Below are 22,475 nucleotides of genomic sequence, written 5' to 3' on the forward strand. Positions count from 1 at the left end.
CGCGGGCGCCGGCTCCCCGGCGCATGACGGCAAGGAGCACCAGACCGTGTTATTGATCATCAGCAGCTCCCGCGACGACTCGGTGCACGCCGTGCTGCCCAAGCTGCGGGCGCGGGGCGTGCCGCTGCTGTGGTGGGACGAGGCCGACTATCCCGGGGCCTCCACCCTCACCACCGGATACCTGGACGGCCGGTGGCGGCAGACGCTGACGTGCCGGGGTGAGACGCACGACCTGTCAAGGGTCACCGCGGTCTGGTATCGCCGTCCAGACACGCCGTCGGCGCCGGACGTGCGGGAGCCGTCGCAGCGGGAGTTCGCCGAGTACGTGGCCGGGCACGCGCTCGCCGGCGCGTACGACCTGATGGTGGGGGCGAGGTGGATGCCGGCGCGGCCGCGGCACGCCCAGGCGATCGACAACAAGCTGCTGCATCTGTATCGCGCCGCCCAGATCGGGTTCGCCATTGTGGACACGGTGGTGACCAACGACCCGGACGAGCTCGTCCCGGCGTGGAACCGGGCGGGCGGCCGTCTCATCACCAAAACGCTCGGCTTCCGGCAGTTCACCCTGGACGGCGAGTACGGCCACCTCTACACGGAGGTGGTGCCGCGACGCAGGCTGTCGGGCCGGCACCGGCTCCGGTACGGCCCGGCGATGCTGCAGCCCCAGGTGCCGAAGGCATACGAGCTGCGGGTGACAGTCGTCGGCGAGCGGGTGTTCGCCGCCCGCATCGACTCCCAGGCCTCCCGGCTGACCGCCGTCGACTGGCGGCACTACGACGACCCCAAGGTCGGCTACGCCGCCTACGACCTGCCGCGCGATGTCGCGGACCGTTGCGTCCGCCTGGTCGCGGGGCTCGGCCTGACCTTCGGCGCCCTCGACTTCATCGTGACGCCGGACGGCCGGTACGTCTTCCTGGAGCTCAACGTCAACGGACAGTGGGCCTTCGTCGAGATGCTGACCGGTATGCCCATCGGCGACGCGATCGCCGACTGGCTCGCCGACGCGACCACCCGTTCCCATACCGAGGATTCCACCGATGTCCAGTGACCGGAATGCCGTTCCCGCTCCGATCGGCTCCGCATGCGCTCCGGCCGCCTTCGCGGCGGATCTCGCCGACGCGGTCACGCTCCTGCGTGAGCTGCCGACCGCCGGGGATGCGGTAGGCGACGCACACCGGCGGGTGCGGGACTGGGCCGCCCGACGGCCGTGGCTGCGCGCCGATCTCGCGGTCGACGAGCCGCCGGGAACGACCAGGGTCGGTTACGACCTGCTCCTCGACCACCCCGAGGGCGGCACGGTCGCGCTGTCCGCCGAGGTGGACGACGGCATCCCCTGGCTCGTCGACCACTCCACCCACTGGGCGGCGGGGCAGGTCCTCAACGTCGACGGGCACAATCTTTCGGTCGCGACCGCGCTGTCCACCATCCGCGCCCTCGGCGCCCGTGATCGGCGACTGCACGAGCGGCTGGTGGACCACTGCATCCTCCTCAGCGAGGTGGAGGACGACATCGAGCCGCTGACCGTCACCGAGACACAGCAGGCCGCCGACGAGTTCCGCCGGCGGCGCGGGCTCACCGACCGGGCGCGGACGCTGGACTGGCTCGCGGAGGCCGGCATGTCCGAGGACGCGTTCTGGGAGCACGTCAAGATGCGTGCGCGCATCGCCCGCGTCCGCGAGCGCTTCGCCGGCGAGCCGGCCCGGCGTCACCTCGCCGAGCACCCGGAGCAGTTCACCGTACGGCGGGCCGCGTGGGTGACCGGGCCGCGCCCCGAGCCGTTGCGCGCCCTGCTCGACGGACCGGTGGCGGAGTTCGCCGACCGGGTCACCACCGCTCTGCTGCGCGGGCCCGAGGCCGGGCGGCACGGGTCGGCGGGGGCCACGGGGCTGCGCCTGGAGGCCGCCGCGACCCTCACCTCCCGGCTGCCGGAGCCCCTCCGGACCGTGCCCACAGGAACGGCGGTCGGACCGGTCCCCTGCGACGACGGTCATCTGGCCGGGGTCGTGTACGAGGTCGTCCCACCGGATCCCGAGGCTCCGGGGGTGCTCGACGCGGCGCGGGACGTGGCGTTCCAGGCGTGGCTGGACGAGCGGCGGCGCTCGGCGCAGATCAGGTGGTTCTGGCTGTGAGACGGCGGGTGCCGCTGGTGATGCAACTCACCCGCAGTGAGTGCGGCGCCGCCTGCCTGGCCATGGTGCTCGGCGGGCTGGGACGCCGCACCTCCCTCTCGGAGGTCCGCGAGCACCTCGCCGAAGGCGTCGACGGGGTGAGCCTGCGCGAGATGATCCAGGCCGGCGCCCGCTTCGGGTTGCGGCTGCGTGCCTGCCGTGCCCCGATGACCACCATCGCCGAGTTGCCCGCACCGTTCATCGCCCTGTGGGAGAACAACCACTTCGTCGTGGTCGAGCGGATCACCCGGCGCGGTGTCGCCGTCCTCGATCCGGCGCGGGGGCGCCGGCGCCTGGCTCGGCGGCAGTTCCGGGCCGGCTACTCCGGCACGGTGCTGCTCGCCGCCGCCCCCGCCGGGCTCACGCCCACCGTCAGGTCCCGGCCCTGGCGGGTGCTGCGGCCACTGGTCGCGCCCGCGCTGAGGAACCGGAGGCTGATCGCCACCGTGCTGCTGGCCTCGCTCGGCGCGCAACTCCTCGGACTGGCCGTGCCTCTGTTCACCAAGCTCGTGGTGGACCGGCCGGTGGAGATGGACGTGACGACGCTCGCGGCGGCCGCCTGCTGCGTCGTCGTCGTGCACGCGCTGATCGCGTGGACCCGCGCCTGGGCGTTGATCCGGTTGCAGACCTCGGTCGCGGCCGAGGTGATGCGCACGCTCGTCAGCCACACGCTGGCCCTGCCGTACCGCTTCTTCCAGCACCGCTCCAGGGGCGACCTGCTGAGCCGGCTCAGCGGGGTGGCGATGCTGCGCGACCTGCTCACCGAGCAGGCGCTGACCTTTCTGTTCGACCTGTTCACCGCGGTGTCGTACCTGACGCTGCTCGTCGTGGCCTCGCCGGGGCTCGCGCTGCTGACGTTCGCGACCGCCGCCGCCCAGGCCGGCGTGGTGCTGGCCACGGCCCGGCGCGGAACGCACCTGGCTCTCGCCGCGCTGCACACCAACGCCGCCACCCAGTCCGTCCTGGTCGACAGCCTCTCGGGTATCGAGGCGATCAAGGCATCCGGCGGTGAGGCCGCGGCCGTCGCCCGCTGGCGTACGCGGCACGACGAGGAGCTGAGCACCGGGGCGGCGCGTAACCGGCACGTGGCCGGGGTGCAGGCCGCGAGCAACGCGCTGGGCATGGCGCTCGATCTGGGGCTGCTGGTCGCCGTGTTCGCCACCGCCGGCGACGGCGCGACGCTGGGAGACCAGCTCGCCCTGGTCTCCCTCGCCGTCGCGGCGACCACGCCGCTGGCGTCGCTGCTGGGCATCGTCTACCAGCTGCAGCTCGCCGCCGCGCACGTCGGGCGGATCGCCGACCTGATCAGCGCGGAACCGGAGCGCGACGGCGGTGTCCGCCTGGACGGCGGACTGCGCGGCGGCATCACCGTCGCCGGACTCAGCACCGGCTACGACGCGCGCACCGCGGTGCTGCGGGAAGTGTCCCTGCGCATCCCGCCCGGCGCGCGGGTGGCGATCGTCGGCGCGTCCGGATCCGGCAAGACCACCCTGGGACGGGCGTTGATCGGGTTGGTGGAGCCGGCCGCCGGGCAGGTCCTCTTCGACGGCATACCGCTGCGGGAGCTCGACCGGAAGTGGCTGCGCCGGCAGGTGGGCGTCGTCACCCAGCAGCCGCACCTGTTCGCCGGCACCGTCATGGACAACATCGCCGGGTTCTCCTCGCTGAGCCGGCAGGCCGTCGAGCACGCCGCCCGGGTGGCCGAGATCCACGACGAGATCGTGCGCCTGCCCCAGGGCTACGACACCGACGTCGGAGAGGGCGGCTCGCGCCTGTCCGGCGGGCAGCGCCAGCGCCTGGCCATCGCCCGCGCGCTGGCCCGCCGCCCCCGGATCCTGCTGCTGGACGAGTCGACCGCCAGCCTGGACGCGGTCACCGAGGAACGCATCCGCCGCAACCTGCTCCGGCTCGGGCAGACACAGATCATCATCGCCCACCGGCTCTCGACCATCCAGGACGCCGACCTGATCGTCGTGCTCAACCGCGGCCGGATCGTCGAGGCCGGCACCCACCACCAGCTCATGGCCCACGGCGGCCACTACGCCGACCTGGTCCGCTACCAGTACCAGACAGCCGGCACCGCCATGGCACCGGCGTCGGCCCGAGAGGGCGTCTGAGTTTCCCGAGGGAGATCCTGCGGAGGCACATGCGTCACAAGTGTGATACCAGCTGTGTGCAAGTCCTTCCCTGTTGGGTGGGAGTCGAAGAAGACTGCCCCACTGGAGGACGCACATGTGCATCGGCCGGCACACCGCCGTCTCCGCCGGCTCCACAGCGAGTTGTTCCGTCGCGGGCGCCGGTACCGCTTCCCGCTCCGGCCCGTGCCGGCGGCTCTCGACGTCCGGCGAGCCGGACGGCCCGGGGTTCCGGGGAGCGGGCGCGGGCCGTCCGGCCGCTGTGGCGGCGTCCGCCGCCACGGAACTGTAGGCGACGCAGGTGGAGTTCCGGGTCCTCGGGCCTCTGGAGGTCCGTGACGGTGCGGGCACGCCGGTCGACCTCGGCGGGCCTCGGCAGCGGACGCTGCTGGCCAGGTTGCTGGTGGCGTACGGGTCGGTGGTGTCGGCGGACCGGCTGATCGACGACGTGTACGGCGGTGCGCCCCCGGCGTCTGCGATGGCGACGTTGCAGTCATATGTGTCGAACCTGCGCCGAGCGATCGAGCCGGATCGTGGCCCGCGTACCCGGCCGCGGTTGCTGGTGGGGCGGCCTCCCGGGTACGTGCTGGCGACAACGGACGTGGACGCCCTGCGGTTCGGCGAACTGGTGGATCGTTCGGAGTCCCGGCCGGCGGAGGAGGCGCTGCCCCTGCTGGAGGAGGCTCTGCGGCTGTGGCGGGGTTCCCCGTACGGAGAGTTCTGTGACGAGTCGTGGGCCGTCACGGAGGTGAACCGGCTGTGGGAGCAGCGGGCTGTGGCGGTGGAGCGGCGTGCGCAGGCGCTGCTGGATCTGGGCCGGCCGCAGGCGGTGATCCCCGATCTGGAAGGGGAGACGGCGGCGAACCCCTCCCGGGAGCGGTTGTGGTGCCTGCTGGCGCTCGCGTTGTACCGCACCGGCCGGCAAGCCGAGGCGCTGGCCGTCCTGTGCAGTGCCAGAAGTGCCCTGGCCGGCCGGCTGGGGATGGATCTCGGCTCGGAGCTGCGGGCGCTGGAAGGCGACATCCTCCGGCAGGCCGACTCGCTGGGGCCCGTCACCACCACCGCGGTGCTGGGCGCCCCGATGACCGTTCAGGAGCGGCAACTGCTACGGGGGCGCGAGACGCAGCTGGCGGAGCTGAAGAACATGCTGGTGGCGAACAGCGGGCTGGCCGTCGCGGCAGTCACCGGGGAGCCGGGCATCGGCAAGACGTCCTTGCTGAGGGCTTTTCGCGATCACTGCGCCGGGCTTGGTCATCTGGTGCTGTGGGGCGGATGTGACGGCACCCGCGAGGCCCCGCCGTTGCGGCCGTGGGCTCAGGTGCTGGGAGCGCTGCGGCAGCACTGCCCGCCGCCGGACCACTCCGCGCTGCGGGGCCTCCTGGACGATCAGCCGCCTTCGGGCTCCACGGAAACGGCGTCGCCGCGCCGCAACCGGGCGGTCGCCCAGTGGCTGGTCACGGCCGCGCGCGAGCAGCCCCTTGTCGTCGTCCTGGACGACCTGCACTGTGCCGACCCGGCATCCATCGAGTTGCTCAGGGATGTCTTCATACTCGCCCTCGCCGTGCCCGGCAGCCCCCGTCTGACCATCGTCACCACCTTCCGCAGCTCCGGCCTCCCCTGCACGACCATGCATTCGGTGGAGGACCTCCTGGGCCGCCTGGCCCGCTACGACCTGGTCCGAATCCACCTCGGCGGGCTGGGGGCCGAAGCGGTGGAGGCCCTCGCCGCCGATCTGGGGATCACGGTGGACGAGCCGACCGCGCGCCGGCTGACCGAGCGCACCGGGGGAAATCCCCTCTTCGTACGCGAAAGCCTGTGCCTGCTCTCCCAGGGCCTGGGACTGGACACGGTGCCCGACGCGGTGGCGGAGCTCATTCTGCAACAGCTCGCCGCCCCGGGGCCGCGGGTCGGCGAGGTACTGCAGGTCGCCGCCCTGCTGGGTCCGGACTTCGACCCCGCGCTCGTCGCCGAGATCGACGACGATCCGGTCTACGACGCGCTGGACCTGGCCGCCCAGGCCGGGCTGGTCGTCCCCCATGCCGGCCGCATGGCCTTCGCCCATGACCTGGTCAGGGAGACGATCATTGGTGCCATCCCGCCGTTGCGCAAGGCCAGGATCCACCGTGACGTGATGGTCTCCCTGTCCTCCCGGCCCGACGCCGACGTGGCGGTCATCGCCCACCATGCCGTCCAGGCCGGACCGAGCGCCTACCGCGAGGCCATCCGCTGGGCACGGGCGGCGGCCGAGCAGGCGAGCCTGCGCCTCGCCCACGACGAGGCCGCCGCCTGGTGGGGCCAGGCCGTCGCGGTCCACAACGTTTCCGGCGGCGATCCCAAAACCCGTATCGAGCTGACGTTGCGGCAGGTCGGAGCCCTGCTGGAGACCGTGTACCCAGCCGAGGCGCGACGGTCCAAGACAGAGGCCGTGCACGCCGCCGCCCGCGCGGGAACGAACCATGAGCTGACCGCCCGCGCGCTCACCGCTCTTGACGCCTCCGCCGTGGACGCGACCACGCACACACCTCTCCCGCCCGATCTTCTCGGCCGCCTCGCCCCACCCCGAAGGGGCGACAACCCGAGAACGGAGGCTCAATGCCCTTCTCACCGTGTATGTCAGCCGGTAGCCGTTCCCCGGCCATGGGATGCCGACGGCCACAGCCGGTCTTGAAGCGGAGGAGTCGGAATGTCGGGCTTGCCTGGGACTTGGCAGACGGGAAGATCAGGCCCCTGCCCCAGCCGCCCACGGCTCCACAGGCTACGGCTCCACGGGCTACGGCTTCACGGGCTCGTCCGGGTGATCATCCCGGAGCCGAGCGCCCCTCCGGAGGCGCTCTTCTGGCTGGTAATGGCAATTGCGATCCCGCCGAGCATCATGCCGACGCCTGAAATAGCGAGGAGAACGGGTTTGCTCATGTCGGCCAATGCATAGCGCATGGGATAGAAGGCCCCTGTATCGGAGTACCGGACAGGTGGCCTGTAAACCATGGCCATGACCAAGCCCATGAGCATGAGAAATGTTCCGGTGCCGACAAACAGACCAACGATCAGGTTGCGACGCATGGCGACGCATCCTAGGTGACCGTTACAAGACGCCGCTGTTCGTTCTCAAAATGAGTCAAGGCTGCTGACGTATCCCCGGAGGCGCCCGGGAAGCCTCATAGCGCCGGACCCGCCGGCGGGAAAATCCTGACGCGGCGGCGCGGTGGTGGTGCGGCGCGGTGGTGGTGCGGCCCCAACGCGGCGAGTGGGTTGGGCATAGCGGGTGCTGAGTGCTGGGTGCTGGCTGCGGCGCGCGGTCCGGAGTCCCGCGCCGTCCGGGACCGGCCTCAGGCCGCATACCCGGACGACTGGCGGGCGGCGGGCCGCAGCGCCACTTGATCCCTGCGAGAACAGTTCGGCAAGCTTCTTCAGGCGGGCGTTTTCCCCGGACAGCGGAGGAGCTGACCTCAATGGGCCTTGAAGTGATGCAGTGGATCGCGTTCGGGGTCGGATGCCTCAACGGCGTACTGGGCATCTACTCTCTGGCGACCAACCGGCTCCCCCGCCGGCCCTTCCTCTGGCGTGACGACTTCGAGCCTCGCCGCTACGGGTGGGCACAGCTGCTGATGGCGGTCTTCGTGTTCACCATTGCGCTGGGCCCGGTGATGCTGGAGTGGGCGTACGAACTGTTCATCGTCGTGCTCCTCCTGGGGATCGGGGCTTTCGCAGCGGGGCTACGGCTCATGCACTCGGGAAAGCAGATTCAGCGGTCCTCCTGATCCCTCGAAGCATCGTGGTCTCGTTCGAGGATTTCGTCGCCGCGACCCCGAACGTGCTGGTCCTGCCGGACGACGACGGAATGGACCTCGTCCAGCGGTTATTACGGGGCCGAGGGGTGTCTGTCATCGACGCGGTTCTCGTCACCCGGAAACGGTCGACGGCGCCCCATCGGGCCGGAAGCCCTGGTCAGACGCCGTTTCGAACGCTCGGCGGAGAGCGTGGGATTCGAACCCACGAGGACTGTCACGAACCTCAGCGGCTTTCAAGAGGGCTGCGTTCACGGCGGTGACATACCCCTTCACCAGGGCAGAAGCATGTCCATCGTCCCTGACCATGGGAGATCATCCCGCGCATATCCCGCGACGACTACCGGCCGGCTCCTTGAGGGCACTTCAGATCCTGGGCGCGGATGGTCAACCGCACCCAGATGGGTGGGTACCCTCGACGGACCTGCTGGATGACGGCGACGAGCTCAGAACCGACGGCAGGATACTCCTCCAGGAGAGCTCGGGTGCTTCCTGAAGGGCTGTCGATCGCTGCGGCGTCCACCGAGGCACCGATCTCCTCGTGATGGAGAATCATCACCATGACACCCCATGATTCGTGACCGGTCACGCGGACTTGAACCACCTGCCCGGGAACAAGGTTGGCTCCTACATCGTCGAACGGTTGCACCCGACCATCGTGTCCTATTCCACCTACTGGTCACCCGTCTCTGCCAGACCATATACAGGCGAAACGCTGGATCCCAATCCGGGACTTGCAGATTAAAAGATCGGCTTCGGGCGGTTCCGGACGGTTCAATGCAGGTCAAGAGGTGCGTACGGTCCACCCTGAACGGCTCTGGACGGCCTTATATTGCCACCCGAAGTGCAACCCGATTCTCGGCGAGTCTGGCCGAGGAACGAGGCTCAGACTTTTGATCATTCATGACCCCTCGTAGAGGCGATGAGGACCACTACAAGTGGCCGCACAACGTGCAGGTAGGTGGTTGCGACCCCTCGTAGGGGCGATGAGGACACCCGAAGGAATCCATCATGAACGGCCTCCCTGTGTTGCGACCCCTCGTAGGGGCGATGAGGACCTCGCGCCGGCGTGACATCCCGCAGGGAAGTGTGAGTTGCGACCCCTCGTAGGGGCGATGAGGACCCCGGTCGACCGTCCGCGCCCGGCTCGGCTACGTCCGGTTGCGACCCCTCGTAGGGGCAATGAGGACTCTTCTCCGGTAAGGAAATTCCAGCCCTGGACATGGAGTTGCGACCCCTCGTAGGGGCGATGAGGACCCCAAGGTAAAGCCGCAGTTCAATGGCCTTGCGATGGGCGCCGGGGAGAGAGGAAATGCAGTGAACCTCCGGTTGTGCAGAATACCCCGGAGGTTTGTTGCACGTCTCGGGCTCTGAAGGCTTTGTCCGATGGTGTTGGTCTGCCGGAGACGGTAGCGGGGGCTCGGGTGTTTGTGCGGCGGGATGTCGGCGTGGCCGGTGGGCTGGGGCTGAGGAACGAAGTCCCAGACCTGCGATCGCCCCCGGCCCTGAGCAGGGATCAGCCGTCTTCTGGCGATCGTCGGGTGCAACCGTCCGCGACCCGAGAAGAGCACCATGGACCGGCGCGTTGATCTGTGCTCGGGGTGGCGGCGCGGCCCCCGGGCGGCGGCCGGTGGGCGGGTACGGCGGGCGGTGGGTGCGGTGCGCGGCCCGGAGTCCCGCGCCGGCCGGGACCGGCCTCCAGGCCGCATGCCCGGACGGCTGGCGGGCGGCGGGCCGTGCGGCGGGGCGCCGCGCCGCCGCCTTGATACCCATGAGAACAATTCGGCAGTGATCCAGGCAGAGCGCGGTCGTCGTGTGGTGGCCGGTGGTAGAACGCTCGGTGTGGAGGATCGGCGGGATCGGCTGCGGGAGCTGGGCGAGCTGTTTCGGCAGTTCCGCAAGAGGACCGGGCTGACCGGTAAGGAGCTGGCGCAGCGGGCCGGGGTGGCGCAGCCGACGATCTCGCGGATGGAGACCGGGCGGCTTCTGCCGACTCCGGAGACCGTTGACCGGGTGTCGGCGGCTCTCGGGCTTGATGAGGTGAGCCGCGGGGAGTTGGACGCGCTTCTGGCTCGGCTGCGGGATGAGGTGTCCCGGTTGAAGGGTGGGCTGGCCGGTCGGGAGGCGGCGAACGCGGCGCGGGTGCGCGGGGCTCGGTCGGTGACCGTGTTTTCTTCGGCGATGGTTCCGGCGTTGTTGCAGACAGCGGAGTATGCGCGGTTGGCGGTGGCGATCGGCCGGGATGTGGATGAGGAGGACGCGGCCAAGGCGGCGGCCGTGCGGGTGGAAGCTCAGGCTGTGCTGTTCGATGCGGGCCGGGAGTTCGCGTTCGTGCTGACCGAGGGTGCGGTGCGGACGTGGCCGGGGTCGCCGTCGTTGATGCCGGCCCAGCTCGACCGGCTGGCTCAGGTGGCCACGTTGCCGCATGTGCGGGTGGGCGTGGTGCCGTGGCGGGTGGAGGCACCGGCCTTTCCGTTGCACGGGTTCACGGTCTTCGACGGGACGGTGAGCGTGGTGGAGGGCCTGGTCGGGGATGTCACGCTGACCGACCCGGCGGAGATCGTCGCGCATGAGGAGGCCTTCGAGGCGTTCGCCGGGGCGGCGGTGTACGGCGATGCGCTGCGGGAGTTGCTGGGAGAAATCGGGGCGGACTACCAGATGTTGGCGAGCCGTCTGGAAAAGTGACGCATTTATGCGTCGAATTCCTTGAGCGACTTCTAGTCTTGGTCATACGCTGCCGACATGGATGTATAGCCCCCTAGACGACGGAGTATACCCATGTCAGCGTGGTGGTTGTCCCGGCACTTCCTCGGCTCCCCCGCCTCCATCACCGAAGCCCGGCGATTCGTCACCCGCTTCCTGGCCAACTGGCCCATCGCCGAGACGGCCGAGCTCATCGTCAGCGAGCTGGCCACCAACGCCGTCCGGCACACCGCCAGTGGCGCCTTCGGCGGCCGGTTCCTCGTCACCATCGAGGCCGCCCACGACCGGGTCTGGCTCGGCGTCCTGGACGAAGGCGGCCCCCGCTTTCCCGACGTGCGCCCCTGCGGCCAGGACGACGAGGGCGGCCGCGGCCTGCTGCTGGTCTCCGCCCTCGCCGACTCCTGGGGCGTCTCGGGTGACGAGCGCGGTCGCACCGTGTGGGCGCTGCTCAAGGTCGGCCCGGTCGCGGCGGCCGGAGCGGCGTCATGCCAGTGACCGGCTGCCTGAGCCCGCACCTCCCGCCCGCACAACCGCGCCGCGAACGCCTGGCATGGTTTGCTCTCCGACACGGAGAGCGGGTGCGGGTGATCGCCTGGACCTGCGAGTGCCAGGACGTCTTCTACGAGCTGTGCCAGACCGGCGGGCAGGCGTTCATCCGCCGTACCGTCAAGACCGGCAAGGGCCGGGGAGTTCGCGAGACCTGCCGGTGGCGGGTCGCCGAGGCGCAGGCGATGTGGACGGCGTTGCTGTCCGGTCTGGCCCGGTGACCGGTGAGCCCTCGGGGTGTTCCGAACCGGCGCTCGGCGATCCGGGCGGTGGATGCAAGGACCGGCAAACCCCCAAAAATCATTCTGTCGAGGGGGATAGACGACATTTTGTCTAGAGCCCTAGACTCGGTGGCGTACAACCGAGGGGGAACCGTGTCACCGAGCGAGCTGGACCGCATAGCCGCCATCGACGACCCGTACCTGCTGCTGCGCACCGCCACCGAACGGCTCAACGCCGCCCAGCAGGAGGTCACCGAACTGGCCCGGCTCCGGCGGCGCGTCATCCAAGAGCTCCACGCTCAAGGTATGTCGTACGCCCAGATCGCCGAGAAGGCCGGCCTGTCACGCGGGCGCATCCACCAGATCAAGCACACCGGCCCGGCCCCGGAGGGCGCGTTCCTCGGCACCGGCACGATCACGCTGGCCACGCCCCTCAAGCGCGAGGCCGGCAACGCCCGGCCCGTGGTCGCCATGGAGGACGTCACCGCCGCCAAGCGCCTGGAAGACCTGGCCCGCGGCTTCGGCCTGGCGATGAACCTCGAACACGTCCCCCTCGGCGGGGAGATCGACCTGAACCGGCCCAACCTCATCGTCATCTGCGGGCCGAAGCTCTCCCCCGTCATGGGCGCGCTGTACGAATCCGATCCCGTCCTGGAATGGGTCAAGGACGGCGCGTGGACCCTGCGCGACCGCCGCACCGGCCAGACCTACCGCTCGGGAGAAGACTCCGATCCGGCCCGTCCGGTGGACTACGCCTACCTCGGCCGGCTGGCCCGCCCCGACGGTAACGGAACGCTCCTGGTCTTCACCGGCATCCACCCGCACGGCACCCTCGGCGTGGTCGACCTGCTCACCTCCGAGATCGCCACCCTGTGGGGACAGGCCGGCGAGAGCCGCTTCTCGACCGTGGTCGGCGTCGAATACGACCCGGCCACCGGGGAACCCGTCCGGACGGAACTGGCCAGTCCCCTCTACCGGCACGAGGAGCCCTGAAGCCGATGCGTGTCACCTTCGCCACCGAAGCGGCCCCCGGCCGTCCCGACCGTCCCAATGAGGACTTCGTCGCCGCCACCCTGGACGCGGTCGTCCTGCTGGACGGCACCGGGACCCCGGCCGGTTCGGAGTCGGGCTGTACGCACGGCGTCGCCTGGTACGCGCGCTCTCTCGGCTCCACCCTCCTCACGGCCATGACGCAGACCGCCAAGCCCCTGCCGGAGACCCTCGCCGAGGGCATCAAGGCCGTGGCGTCCCTGCACGACTTCACCTGTGACCTCGCGCACGCGGGCTCACCCTCGGCCACCGTGGTCATGCTCCGCCGTACGGGCGACGCCCTGGACTGGCTGGTCCTGGCCGACTCCGTCCTCGTCCTGGACACGGCTGACACGGCAGAGCCGACGGTTGTCTGCGACGATCGGGAAGCCCGAATCGGTGCGGCCTACCGGGCGGCCATGGACGCCCTGCACTCCGGCAGCGCCGAGCACGTCGCCGCCCACCGGGCGTACGTGGAGACCCTGCGCGGCCACCGCAACCGCGACGGCGGCTTCTGGGTCGCCTCCGTCGACCCCCTCGCCGCCGACCAGGCCCTCACCGGCACGATCCCCACCGACCGGGTCCGCGCGGCGGCGGTACTGAGCGACGGCGCCTCCCGCCTCGTCGACCGCTTCCACCTGGCCACCTGGCGGCAGGCACTCGACCTTCTCGACCAGGACGGCCCGGCCGAACTGATCCACCAGGTCCGCGAAGCCGAGCGCTCCGACCCGCACGGTGAACGCTGGCCCCGCGGCAAGGCCTTCGACGACGCCACCGCGGTCTACTGCCGCATCTGACCTACTCCGCCCACCACCATCGGCAGCCACAGGTAAGACGCGACGACCAGCAGGAACCGCCCGGGCGACGCCGGGACAAGCGTCCACCTGGCCCAAAGGGACGTCTTCATTGCGGGAAGCACGGGCCAAGTCTTTCGGGACGGGCGGGACCCGACGTGATTTCTCGCCGGACTTTCACGTCATTTGCGAGGTTTCTCTACATAAAGCCCTTCACCCCCGCGTCGCCGATTCAAGAAAGGGAGCCGCCATCTGTTTATCCCCCTAGACAGTTGGGGAGGCCTCGGCTATCTTCGCTTGCATAGCCCCCTAGACAGTTCGCAGGGCGGAACGGCCGCCACTGTCTAGGGGGATACACAGGAGGTAAGAGCCATGGCTCTCCAAGGACCCATCCCCGTCGGCTTCGAGCTGCTGTTCCCGCACGGCTGCTACGTCGTCGGCGAGATCGGCAAGGCCAGGGACTTCGACGCCAAGGGCGACGTCCAGGCCAGGGACAAGGTCACCGGGCTTCCCGTCTGGCAGGTGCCGGTGATGGACGCCGACCCCTCGCTCAAGGCCACGAACAAGACCGTCACCGTCAAGGTCCTGGCCGTCGACGAGCCGACCGCGCCGCCGCCGCTGCCGGGGCTGCCGATCGCCCCGGTGGAGTTCGACGGCATCGAGGTCAAGCCGTACGTGAACCAGTCCACCGGACGGCTGGCCTACTCGATCACCGCGCGGGCGATGCGCGCCCCCCGCTCCGGGGCCGGCAAGCCCGCCGCGAGCGTGAAGGACGCGGCCTGATGAGGCGGCGTACGGCTCGGCCGACGAGCGTGATCAGTCTCAACACCGGCGACGGGGCCACGGCCGAGAACATCGCCTACCCCGCGCGGACCCCGGTACTGGCCCTGGACTTCGGGGCCACGTCGGTGCTGGTGACCACCTCGGCCGCGGACCGGGTGACGGCGGCGGATGTGGAGTTCGCCCGCCTGCTCGCCCACGAGGCCGGCGCCTTCGCCCGGTCGGTGGAACGCCGGTTCCGCGGCCTGGCCGACAGCCGGGAGGTGGCGTGATGGCCCGCCCGCCGTACACCTACCTCCGGGCCTCGATCGACGGGGGAGTCACCCGCCTCGCCGTCTCCCTCTACACCGCCGACGTCGGGGTCCTGGCCGCGGTGACCTCCGACAGGCGGCCGTTCCTGGACCTGTCCACCTCCGAGGCGCAGATCTCGATCTCGACCACGGGGGGCGGGCCGGTCACCGCCCAGGACGTGGCCCTGGCCCGCGAGATCGTCACCGCCGCCACGCGTTACCTGGCCGACTGCGAGCACCTGCACGCCGAGCAGTCCCCACAGGCCGACCGCGCCACGGCCTGACACGTAAGCGGGGCCGCTGGAAGCGGCTACTTCCGGCGGCCCCTCGACCTCTCGACGGCAATCAAGAGGAGTCCAGCTTATGCTCAGACGCCTTCCCGGCGACGAGGTTCGGGGCCTGGTGTCCACCACCCCGGACACGGCCGTGGTCTTCCGCCCGGCCGTGGTCCACACCCCGGCCATCGTCACCGTTCTCATCTCCCTCGGCCGCCTCGTCGCGGGCCTGATCCGCACCGTCCTCGCCCACCCGATCGCGACGGTCGTCGTCGCCGTTCCGGGGGTGACCTGGACCCGGTACGGGTGGCTCGCCACGGTAATCGTCGTCACCGTGCCCGGCTCGGTCCTCGCGGGCTGGGCCGTGGCCGACCGTCCCCTGTTCGATCGCTGGGTGGGCCTGCGGCTGCTGGCCTTCTGGCGCCTGATCTGGATCTACCGGCGGCACTGGCACCCGGTGATGACCATCTCCGGCCTCGCCCGCCACGTCCACGACCGCGACTACCTGCCCCGCCTGGTACGCGTCACCTGCACCTCATGGGCCGACCTGATCACAGTGCGCATGCTCACCGGGCAGTCGGTCAAAGACTGGGCCGACCGCATCGAGCACCTGGCCCACGGATTCGGCGCCACCTCCTGCCGGGTGACCGTCGCGCGGGCGGGGCTGCTGACACTGACCTTCCCCCGACGAGACCCACTGGCCGTCCCACTGCCCGCCGTCCCGATCCCGGACGAGGTCTCGGTGGGCCCGGTCGAGATCGGCCGGTGCGAGGACGGCACCCCGTGGCGGCTCAAGGTCCACGGCACCCACGTGCTGATCGCGGGCGCCACCGGGGCGGGCAAGGGCTCCGTCATCTGGTCCACCGTTCGGGGCCTGCTGCCCGCCGTGCGCGCGGGCCTGGTCCAGATCTGGGCGCTGGACCCCAAGCTCATGGAACTGTCCTTCGGCCGGGCTCTGTTCGGCGGCCGGTACGCGGCCGATCCCGAGCGGTGCGCCGAGCTGCTGGAGGCGGCGGTCAAGACCATGCAGGAACGGGCCGGCCGCTTCTCCGGAGTCCGGCGCGACCACGTCCCGACCGTGGAAGACCCGTTCATCCTCGTCGTGGTCGACGAGGTGGCGTTCCTGACCGCCTACCAGGCCGACAAGGGCCTCAAGCTCCGCATCACGGCCGCGCTGGCGACGCTGACCACGCAGGGCCGCGCGGTCGGGGTCGGCGTACTGGCCGCGTTGCAGGACCCGCGCAAGGACGTGCTGAGCATCCGCAACCTGTTCCCCGACAAGATCGCGCTCCGCCTGGACGAGTCCGAACAGGTCGACATGGTCCTCGGCGGCGGCGCCCGCGACCGGGGCGCACTGGCCGACCGGATCTCTCCGCGCCCCGACCTCGGCGCGGGCGTGGCGTACGTGCGACTGGAGACCTCACCCGATCCGGTACGGGTCCGCGCGGCCTACGTCTCCGACACCGACATCCGCGACATGGCCGCCACCTTCACCACTGACGCGCTCGACCGAGAGGAGGCCAGGTGACCGAGACCGCTGTCCACCCGTCCATCCCCTCGACCCCGGCCCCACCGGACGGCGCCGACCGCACCCTGCCCCGCCTGGTCCGCGAGACCCTGCCCCTGGCCCTGGACGTCGCCGTGGAGGTCGCCAAGCTCAACGGCGTCTGCATCCGCCCCATCGAGATGCGCCGCCTCGACACCTGCACCGGGCAGAGCGAGACGTTCAACATCCCGTGCAGCACCACCCAGGAGGCCAAGTGCCCACCGTGCGCCAAGCGCAACCAGCAGCTGCGCCGCGCACAGTGCCGCGAAGGCTGGCACCTCGACCACGAGCCCGTCGCCGAACCCCACCCCTCCACCGAGGACCAGCGGTGGCTGATCGAGTTCCGGGCCGACGTGCAGGCCAAGCGCGATGCGGCCGAGCAGGCCGGGGAGGACACCACCGACTGGGACGCGGCCATCGAGGGCATCGACGCGGAGATCAACGCCGCCGGAATGCGCGGCAACGTCCTGGGCGGGCGCACGGCCCCCAAGCGCTCCCGGTCCACGAGGCGGCGTCAGGACGCCCCGGACCTGCCCCGGCGGGCCAAGCAGAACACCACCCTGGGCCGCACCTTCATCGCCCCGGACGGGCGGGTGTATCGGCCCTCGCTGTTCGTCACCCTCACCCTGCCCTCGTACGGCAAGATCCAGTCCGGGCGCGGCGTGCCGGTCGACCCGGCCACCTACGACTACACCCGAGCCGCCCGCGACGCGTTGCACTTCGCCAAGCTGGTGGACCGGTTCGTGCAGAACCTCCGCCGCGTGGCCGGGTACGACGTGCAGTACTTCGCCACCGTCGAACCGCAGAAGCGCCTGGCCCCGCACCTGCACATGGCCATCCGCGGCACCCTGCCCCGCGCGGAGATCAAGGCCATCGCCGCCGCCACCTACCACCAGGTGTGGTGGCCGTCGATCGACGAGGTGAAGTTCGACGACGAGTACCTGCCGGTGTGGTCCTCCCGGGCCGAGCGCGCCGAACCGTACCCGGACGGGCAGGCCGGCGACTACCTCGACCCGGCCACCGGGGAACTCCTGCCCACCTGGGATGAGGCGCTCGACCGGCTCGACGCCGACGACACGGCCGAGCCCCTGCACGTGGTCCGTTTCGGCCCCCAGGTCGACGTCCAAGGGCTCCTGGCCGGATCCCCGGACGCACACGCGCGCATCGGCTACCTGACCAAGTACCTCACCAAGAACCTCGGTGACACCCTCGACCCCGACGACCCGTCCACCGACGACCCGGCCCGCCGCGACCACGCCGCGCGGATGGTGGAGGCGCTACGCTACGAACCGTGCTCGCCGACGTGTGCCAACTGGCTGCGCTACGGCATCCAGCCCAAGGGCGCCAAGGCCGCGATGGTGCCGGGCCGGTGCAAGGGCAAGGCGCACAAGGCCGAACACCTCGGCTACCCGGGCCGCCGGGTCCTGGTGTCGCGCAAGTGGTCGAACAAGACGCTGCGGGAGCACAAAGCCGACCGGCGCGCCTGGGTGCTCGACATGCTCGGCCTCCCGGACGACACCCCCACCGACCCGCACCGCTACGTGTGGCGGCCGGTCTCGGCCAAGGACCCGACCCGTACCCCGCTGGCCAAACGCCTGCTGCGCGAGGTCGCCAACCGCCGGCGTACGAAGGCGCGTCTGGACGAACTCCGGGCCAGGGCAGAGGGACGAGATCTTTCGGCAGTCGAACTCCGGGAGGCGGCGTGAAGAAGGACGAACTGATGACCGTTCCCGAGATCCTCGACGAGCTCGGCGGGGTGTCCCGGCGCACCTTCTACCGCTGGCGGGAGATCGGCCACGCCCCGCAGGGGATCAAGCTCCCAAACGGCGAGATCCGCGTCTGGCGCAGCGAGTTCACCGCCTGGCTGGAGACCCTGCGGGAGGCGGCGTGAACACCTCCTACGACGTCAAGGTCTGGGACATCCGGCGGAACCAGTCCAGCAAGACGCCGTCCTACGAGTTGCGGTGGGCCGTGGGACGTCGCCGCAAGTCGCGGACCTTTCGCACGAAGGCGCTGGCTGAGAACTTCCAGTCCGACCTTCGGCAGGCGGCCAAGCGGGGAGAGGCGTTCGACGAGGAAAGCGGGCTCCCGCTCTCGATGCTGGCCGTGAAATCCGCGACGACCTGGTTCGGCTTCGCCCTGGCGTACGTGGACATGAAGTGGCCTCACGCGGCAGCCAAGACACGTGACAGTCTCACCGATGCCCTGGCCACCATCACCCCGGCCCTCGTCGACCAGGACGCCCCCGGCAAGCCGGACGCGTTGCTCCTGCGGGAGGCGCTTCGGCAGTTCGCGCTTCCCCCGGCCGCTCGGCTCCTCCCTCGACCGCAGGAGATCCGTACGGCCCTGGCCTGGCTCGAACGGCACTCGCTCCACATCGCCGACCTGGCCAAGGTCCGGAACGTGCGACTCGGCCTGGACGCGTTGACACTCCGGCTCGACGGCGGGGCCGCTGCCGCCACCACGATCGCCCGGAAACGGTCGGTCTTCTACAACGCCCTCCAGTACGCCGTGGACCTGGAGGAACTGCCCACCAACCCGATCGACAAGGTCAAGGCATGGAAGCCGCCGAAGGTCCGGGAGGTCGTGGACCGCCGGGTGGTGGTCAATCCGGTTCAGGCGCGGGAACTGCTCACGGCGGTGACCTACGTGGGTCGTCTCAACCGTGGCCGGCACCTGCGGGGCTTCTTCGCCTGTCTGTACTTCGGCGGTCTCCGCCCGGCCGAGGCGCTCGGGCTTCGTAAGCAGGACTGCCATCTTCCGGCAACCGGCTGGGGCCGCCTGGTCCTGGCCAAGTCCAGGCCGCAGGCCAACAAGAAGTGGACCGACAGCGGGGAGGCCCATGACGATCGGGGCCTGAAACACCGGGCCGAGGACGAGGGCCGTCCGGTGCCCATCCCGCCGGAGCTGGTGGCCATCCTCCGCGAGCACATCGCCGAGTTCGGGGTTCACAAGGACGGCCGACTGTTCCGGACCTCACGCGGAGGAGTGATCTCCATCGGGACCTACTGCGAGGCGTGGAAGGCGGCACGGGCCTTCGCCCTCACACCCGAACAGCAGGCGTCCCCGCTGGCCGCCCGACCGTACGACCTGCGGCACGCGGCGGTGTCCCTGTGGCTCAACGCCGGGGTGGCGGCTCCCGACGTGGCCGAGCGGGCGGGACACGGGGTCAACGTGCTGCTCAAGGTCTACGCCAAGTGCATCGACGGCGGCACGGAGGTCGCCAACCGGCGGATCGAGGATGCGCTCGCGGCGTGAGTGCATGAGCTGTGACGAGAGGGTCCCAACCGCCCCGGGGCCCTCTCTTTTCCGTGCTGCGCTGCGGAAACGCCCTGAGTTTCATCCCACAGATATCCCACGACCAGCGACATGGGGCCGCTCACGGCGGCATACGGCTGCGTGCCCCGGGAACGACCAACGGCGCCCGATCCAGAGAAAACCCCTGGCCAGACGCCGTTTCTCATGCTCGGCGGAGAGCGTGGGATTCGAACCCACGAGGACTGTCACCAGCCCTAGCGGTTTTCAAGACCGCCGCCATCGTCCACTAGGCGAGCTCTCCTGGGACGCGTTCGGAGAACGCGTCAGATTGCACCCTAGTCTCTCATTGCCCAGGGCGTGCCCGGGACCCCGCAGGCGCCTCCCTCCGGGTGAGAAGAGGCGCCTGCGGGGCCATGGGTCAGGGTTGGGGACCGGCGAAACCGTCGCCCACGGAGGCGGCCAGGCGAAGGTAGGAGTCGCGGGTGGCGGGCTGGAGCCTTTCCAGGTCGATCTCGGCCCCCTCTTCGAGGTGGGGGTCGTAGGGAACGCGGACGACGGCACGGCAGCGGGCCGCGAAGTGGGCTTCCAGACGGTCGAGGTCGACCGTCGACTTCGACCGCGGACGGACGCTGCACAGCACGACGGTGGCGGCACGGACGAGGTCCTCGTAGTGGTGGGCCTCCAACCAGTCGAGGGTCGCCGAGGCCGCGCGGGCGCCGTCCACGGACGGGGAACTGACCAGGACGAGCTGGTCGGCCAGTCCCAGCACTCCGGACATGGCCGAGTGGAGCAGGCCGGTGCCGCAGTCGGTGATGCAGATCGAGTAGAAGTTCTCGAGGACCTGCGAGACCGCCTGATAGTCGGAGGCGCCGAACGCCTCGGAGACCGAGGGGTCGCGGTCGGAGGCGAGGATCTCCAGGCGGGACGGGGCCTGCGAGGTGAAGGCCCGGATGTCGACGTAGCGCTTGATCTGCTGGCGCTCGTTGAGCAGGTCGCGGACGGTCGCGGAGGTTTCGAGTTCGACCTTGTCCGACAGGGTGCCCCGGTCGGGGTTGGCGTCGACCGCGATGACGCGGTCACCGCGGACCTGAGCCAGAGTGGCGCCCAGGCCGACCGTGGTGGTGGTCTTGCCCACGCCTCCCTTCAGGCTGAGCACGGCGACGCGGTGGTGGCCGGTGGCCACCGGGGTGCGGGCGCGGGCGATCAGCTCGCGACGACGGCGGACCTCGGGCGACTCGCCCGGCTTGATCAGGCCGGCCGACGCCTTGTACACCAGCTTGCGCCAGCCTCCGGCGGGCGCGTTGCGACGGCCCCGAAGCAGCGAATCGGGGTCCAGGCTGTCGGCCGACGGCCGGGGGGCGTCCGGGTTCTGCTGCCGGGACGGGGTGGTGAAGGCGGGCGGCGGGGGTGTCTGGCGGCGGCGCGCCTGGTACGGCTCCCGTGCCGGTTCGGCGGCGTCCCGGGTGGGCGCGAAGGCGTTCTCCCGCTCCGGGGACGAGACCGGGTCGCGCTCGGCGGGGGCCGAGGCGTCCCGGCCTGTCGCGGAGGCGTTCAGGTCGGGCGCGGAGGTGTCCCGGCCAGGGGCGAAGGCCGTGTCGTGGTCACGGGTGAAGGCCGGGAACCCGGACGGGGCGGCGGAGGATTCCGGGGAGCCGAGGAAGGCGGAGCCGGAAGCGGGGGCGGTTCGTTCCGCCGTGGACGGCTCCGGCCGGGCGGCGCCGAAGGAGTCGGAAGCGGTGCGGAACGGCTCGAACGCCTCGGCGGGCGGGGTCCTGAACGGCTCGGGTGCTTCCCGCCGGAACGTCTCGTGCTCGGGTTCCGGCGTGGGAGCGGGGGCGGGAGAGGCGGCGGGAACGGCCGGTTCGAGGCGCCCGTCCTCCTGCCGGGAGGGTTCCTGCCGCGCGGGCTCCTGCGAGGACGGTTCCCGCCGGAAGGACTCCTGCGCCGTGAACGGAGAGGCAGGCTCGAAGGTGGGATCGAAGGCGGACCGGTCGCGGCCGGGGTCCGTACCACTGAGGCCGGGGTCGGTGGCGCCGAAAGCCGGTTCGGTGCCGCGGAAGCCCCGATCCGTACCGCCGAAGCCGGTGCCGCCGGGCGCGAACCGGTCGGGTTCGGTGCCTGCGGGAGAGGAAGCGGCGGAGGAAGAGGCCGGAGAGCCCGCCGCAGCCGGCGGGTCGGCGGGGAGGTCTTTACCGCCGGCGGGACGTGTACGGTCCTGATCGCCCCCGCCGAAGGCGAAGCGCTCGGTGTCACCGCCGAAGGCGAAACGCTCGGTGTCACCGCCGAAGGTGTCACGCTCGGTGCCGGCGCCGCCGAAGGCGAAGCGCTCGCTCCCCTGAGCCGCGGGCCTGGCCGGTTCGAAGCCGGAGTCCCGGGCGGAACCGGAGTCCTGAGTGGAACCGGAGTCCTGGACGGGGCCGGAGGGCTCGGCAGAACGCCGGGGCTGCTCGAACAGCCCCCTGGACGGCGTTTCATCGGGCTCGGTGAACGACGTGCGGATCCGGGGCTCGGTGAAGTCACCCGGGCCGTAGTCGCCGGCGTCGCCCGGTTCCTCACGGGGCAGGGGCTTCAGCGGCGCGAGGAAACCGTCGTTGTCATCCGTGGCAGAGGTCGGGGCGGGCACGGTGAAGGAACCGGCCGTGTCGGACGCCTCCAGCCACTCGGCCGCGTCGGCTTCCTCCACCGGCAGGTCGGTCGCGGGCGCGCCCGGTCCGCCGGGCAGGTGAGCGGAGTCCACGGCGGCGCGGAACAGCGGTGAGGACGTCGCGTCGGGCTCGGACGGCACCAGGCTCCACGGATCCCTGGGGTACGGCGAGATGACCGTGTCCTCCACCGTGGCGGCCGGGACCACCAGCGCGGGCTCCTCCTCCTGTTCCTTGATGGCGTCGAGCCAGGCGAGCTGTTCCTCGAGAGATTCCTCACGATCGTGTCTTGCCACCGTGTTC

General features: G+C 70.8%; 20 protein-coding genes, 1 tRNA gene and 1 CRISPR repeat array. Of the genes, 17 read left to right on the forward strand and 4 right to left on the reverse strand.

Translation table 11 applies throughout. The features are described 5' to 3' along the window. Nucleotides 1-46 precede the first annotated feature (46 nt). The 4 genes from ABD841_RS18115 (at nucleotide 47) to ABD841_RS18130 (ending at nucleotide 6,971) form a co-directional block, all read left to right on the forward strand. On the forward strand, nucleotides 47-1,048 hold the full coding sequence (locus ABD841_RS18115; RefSeq protein ID WP_344972900.1) for an MvdC/MvdD family ATP grasp protein: 1,002 nt from the start codon (nucleotides 47-49) through the stop codon (nucleotides 1,046-1,048). Next, nucleotides 1,038-2,129, forward strand: a complete 1,092-nt coding sequence (locus tag ABD841_RS18120) for a TIGR04500 family putative peptide maturation system protein (protein ID WP_344972902.1) — start codon at nucleotides 1,038-1,040, stop codon at nucleotides 2,127-2,129. The genes ABD841_RS18115 and ABD841_RS18120 overlap by 11 nt, the downstream gene beginning before the upstream one ends. Beyond that, nucleotides 2,126-4,285, forward strand: coding sequence for a peptidase domain-containing ABC transporter (locus ABD841_RS18125; RefSeq protein WP_344972904.1), 2,160 nt, complete (start codon nucleotides 2,126-2,128; stop codon nucleotides 4,283-4,285). The genes ABD841_RS18120 and ABD841_RS18125 overlap by 4 nt, the downstream gene beginning before the upstream one ends. A 319-nt stretch (nucleotides 4,286-4,604) precedes the next feature. Next, nucleotides 4,605-6,971, forward strand: coding sequence for an ATP-binding protein (locus tag ABD841_RS18130; RefSeq protein WP_344972906.1), 2,367 nt, complete (start codon nucleotides 4,605-4,607; stop codon nucleotides 6,969-6,971). A 110-nt stretch (nucleotides 6,972-7,081) separates the two neighbouring features. Here ABD841_RS18130 and ABD841_RS18135 read toward each other — a convergent pair whose 3' ends face one another. Next, a complete protein-coding gene (locus ABD841_RS18135; RefSeq protein WP_344972908.1) occupies nucleotides 7,082-7,363 on the reverse strand; it encodes a hypothetical protein in 282 nt (93 codons plus the stop codon). A gap of 389 nt (nucleotides 7,364-7,752) precedes the next feature. Here ABD841_RS18135 and ABD841_RS18140 point away from each other — a divergent pair, with 389 nt between their 5' ends. The 6 genes from ABD841_RS18140 to ABD841_RS18165 all read left to right on the forward strand — a co-directional run bounded on the left by ABD841_RS18140 (nucleotide 7,753) and on the right by ABD841_RS18165 (nucleotide 13,384). After that, a complete protein-coding gene (locus ABD841_RS18140; RefSeq protein WP_344972910.1) occupies nucleotides 7,753-8,061 on the forward strand; it encodes a hypothetical protein in 309 nt (102 codons plus the stop codon). A 927-nt stretch (nucleotides 8,062-8,988) separates the two neighbouring features. Then, a CRISPR array of direct repeats spans nucleotides 8,989-9,345; the repeat unit is 30 nt; unit sequence GTTGCGACCCCTCGTAGGGGCGATGAGGAC. 531 nt (nucleotides 9,346-9,876) lie between these two features. Then, nucleotides 9,877-10,773, forward strand: coding sequence for a helix-turn-helix domain-containing protein (locus ABD841_RS18145; RefSeq protein WP_344972912.1), 897 nt, complete (start codon nucleotides 9,877-9,879; stop codon nucleotides 10,771-10,773). A gap of 93 nt (nucleotides 10,774-10,866) precedes the next feature. Beyond that, nucleotides 10,867-11,286, forward strand: a complete 420-nt coding sequence (locus ABD841_RS18150; protein ID WP_344972914.1) for an ATP-binding protein — start codon at nucleotides 10,867-10,869, stop codon at nucleotides 11,284-11,286. Between the two features lie 83 nt (nucleotides 11,287-11,369). Continuing rightward, nucleotides 11,370-11,558 (forward strand): hypothetical protein, encoded by a 189-nt coding sequence (locus ABD841_RS18155; protein ID WP_344972916.1) that lies wholly within the window; start codon nucleotides 11,370-11,372, stop codon nucleotides 11,556-11,558. A 153-nt stretch (nucleotides 11,559-11,711) separates the two neighbouring features. Beyond that, nucleotides 11,712-12,551: a sigma factor-like helix-turn-helix DNA-binding protein gene (locus ABD841_RS18160; RefSeq protein ID WP_344972918.1), complete on the forward strand. Its 840-nt coding sequence runs from the start codon at nucleotides 11,712-11,714 to the stop codon at nucleotides 12,549-12,551. 5 nt (nucleotides 12,552-12,556) lie between these two features. Continuing rightward, nucleotides 12,557-13,384 carry a protein phosphatase 2C domain-containing protein gene (locus ABD841_RS18165; protein ID WP_344972920.1) on the forward strand — a complete coding sequence of 276 codons (828 nt, stop codon included), beginning with the start codon at nucleotides 12,557-12,559 and terminating at the stop codon, nucleotides 13,382-13,384. On the opposite strand, the gene ABD841_RS18170 is transcribed toward ABD841_RS18165, so the two are convergent. Then, nucleotides 13,369-13,494: a hypothetical protein gene (locus tag ABD841_RS18170; protein WP_344972922.1), complete on the reverse strand. Its 126-nt coding sequence runs from the start codon at nucleotides 13,492-13,494 to the stop codon at nucleotides 13,369-13,371. The two genes, ABD841_RS18165 and ABD841_RS18170, sit on opposite strands and share 16 nt — an antisense overlap. A 259-nt stretch (nucleotides 13,495-13,753) precedes the next feature. On the opposite strand from ABD841_RS18170, the gene ABD841_RS18175 reads away from it, so the two are divergent. The 7 genes from ABD841_RS18175 (at nucleotide 13,754) to ABD841_RS18205 (ending at nucleotide 19,530) form a co-directional block, all read left to right on the forward strand. Continuing rightward, nucleotides 13,754-14,164 carry a plasmid replication, integration and excision activator gene (locus tag ABD841_RS18175; RefSeq protein ID WP_344972924.1) on the forward strand — a complete coding sequence of 137 codons (411 nt, stop codon included), beginning with the start codon at nucleotides 13,754-13,756 and terminating at the stop codon, nucleotides 14,162-14,164. Beyond that, nucleotides 14,164-14,433 (forward strand): hypothetical protein, encoded by a 270-nt coding sequence (locus ABD841_RS18180; RefSeq protein WP_344972926.1) that lies wholly within the window; start codon nucleotides 14,164-14,166, stop codon nucleotides 14,431-14,433. Before ABD841_RS18175 ends, ABD841_RS18180 begins: the two co-directional genes overlap by 1 nt. Next, nucleotides 14,433-14,735, forward strand: coding sequence for a hypothetical protein (locus ABD841_RS18185; protein WP_344972928.1), 303 nt, complete (start codon nucleotides 14,433-14,435; stop codon nucleotides 14,733-14,735). Before ABD841_RS18180 ends, ABD841_RS18185 begins: the two co-directional genes overlap by 1 nt. A gap of 79 nt (nucleotides 14,736-14,814) precedes the next feature. Further along, a complete protein-coding gene (locus ABD841_RS18190) occupies nucleotides 14,815-16,254 on the forward strand; it encodes an FtsK/SpoIIIE domain-containing protein (RefSeq protein WP_344972930.1) in 1,440 nt (479 codons plus the stop codon). Continuing rightward, complete coding sequence (locus tag ABD841_RS18195; protein ID WP_344972932.1) at nucleotides 16,251-17,978, forward strand: replication initiator; 1,728 nt, start codon at nucleotides 16,251-16,253, stop codon at nucleotides 17,976-17,978. Before ABD841_RS18190 ends, ABD841_RS18195 begins: the two co-directional genes overlap by 4 nt. Nucleotides 17,979-17,992: 14 nt before the next feature. Continuing rightward, nucleotides 17,993-18,163 (forward strand): helix-turn-helix transcriptional regulator, encoded by a 171-nt coding sequence (locus ABD841_RS18200; RefSeq protein ID WP_184539413.1) that lies wholly within the window; start codon nucleotides 17,993-17,995, stop codon nucleotides 18,161-18,163. Beyond that, a complete protein-coding gene (locus tag ABD841_RS18205) occupies nucleotides 18,160-19,530 on the forward strand; it encodes a tyrosine-type recombinase/integrase (protein ID WP_344972934.1) in 1,371 nt (456 codons plus the stop codon). The genes ABD841_RS18200 and ABD841_RS18205 overlap by 4 nt, the downstream gene beginning before the upstream one ends. A 212-nt stretch (nucleotides 19,531-19,742) precedes the next feature. On the opposite strand, the gene ABD841_RS18210 is transcribed toward ABD841_RS18205, so the two are convergent. Continuing rightward, a tRNA-Ser gene (locus tag ABD841_RS18210) sits at nucleotides 19,743-19,831 on the reverse strand. A 117-nt stretch (nucleotides 19,832-19,948) separates the two neighbouring features. Then, nucleotides 19,949-22,468 carry a MinD/ParA family ATP-binding protein gene (locus ABD841_RS18215; RefSeq protein ID WP_344972936.1) on the reverse strand — a complete coding sequence of 840 codons (2,520 nt, stop codon included), beginning with the start codon at nucleotides 22,466-22,468 and terminating at the stop codon, nucleotides 19,949-19,951. Nucleotides 22,469-22,475 lie beyond the last annotated feature (7 nt).

Source organism: Streptosporangium fragile (genome assembly GCF_039534445.1).
GTDB lineage: Bacteria > Actinomycetota > Actinomycetes > Streptosporangiales > Streptosporangiaceae > Streptosporangium > Streptosporangium fragile.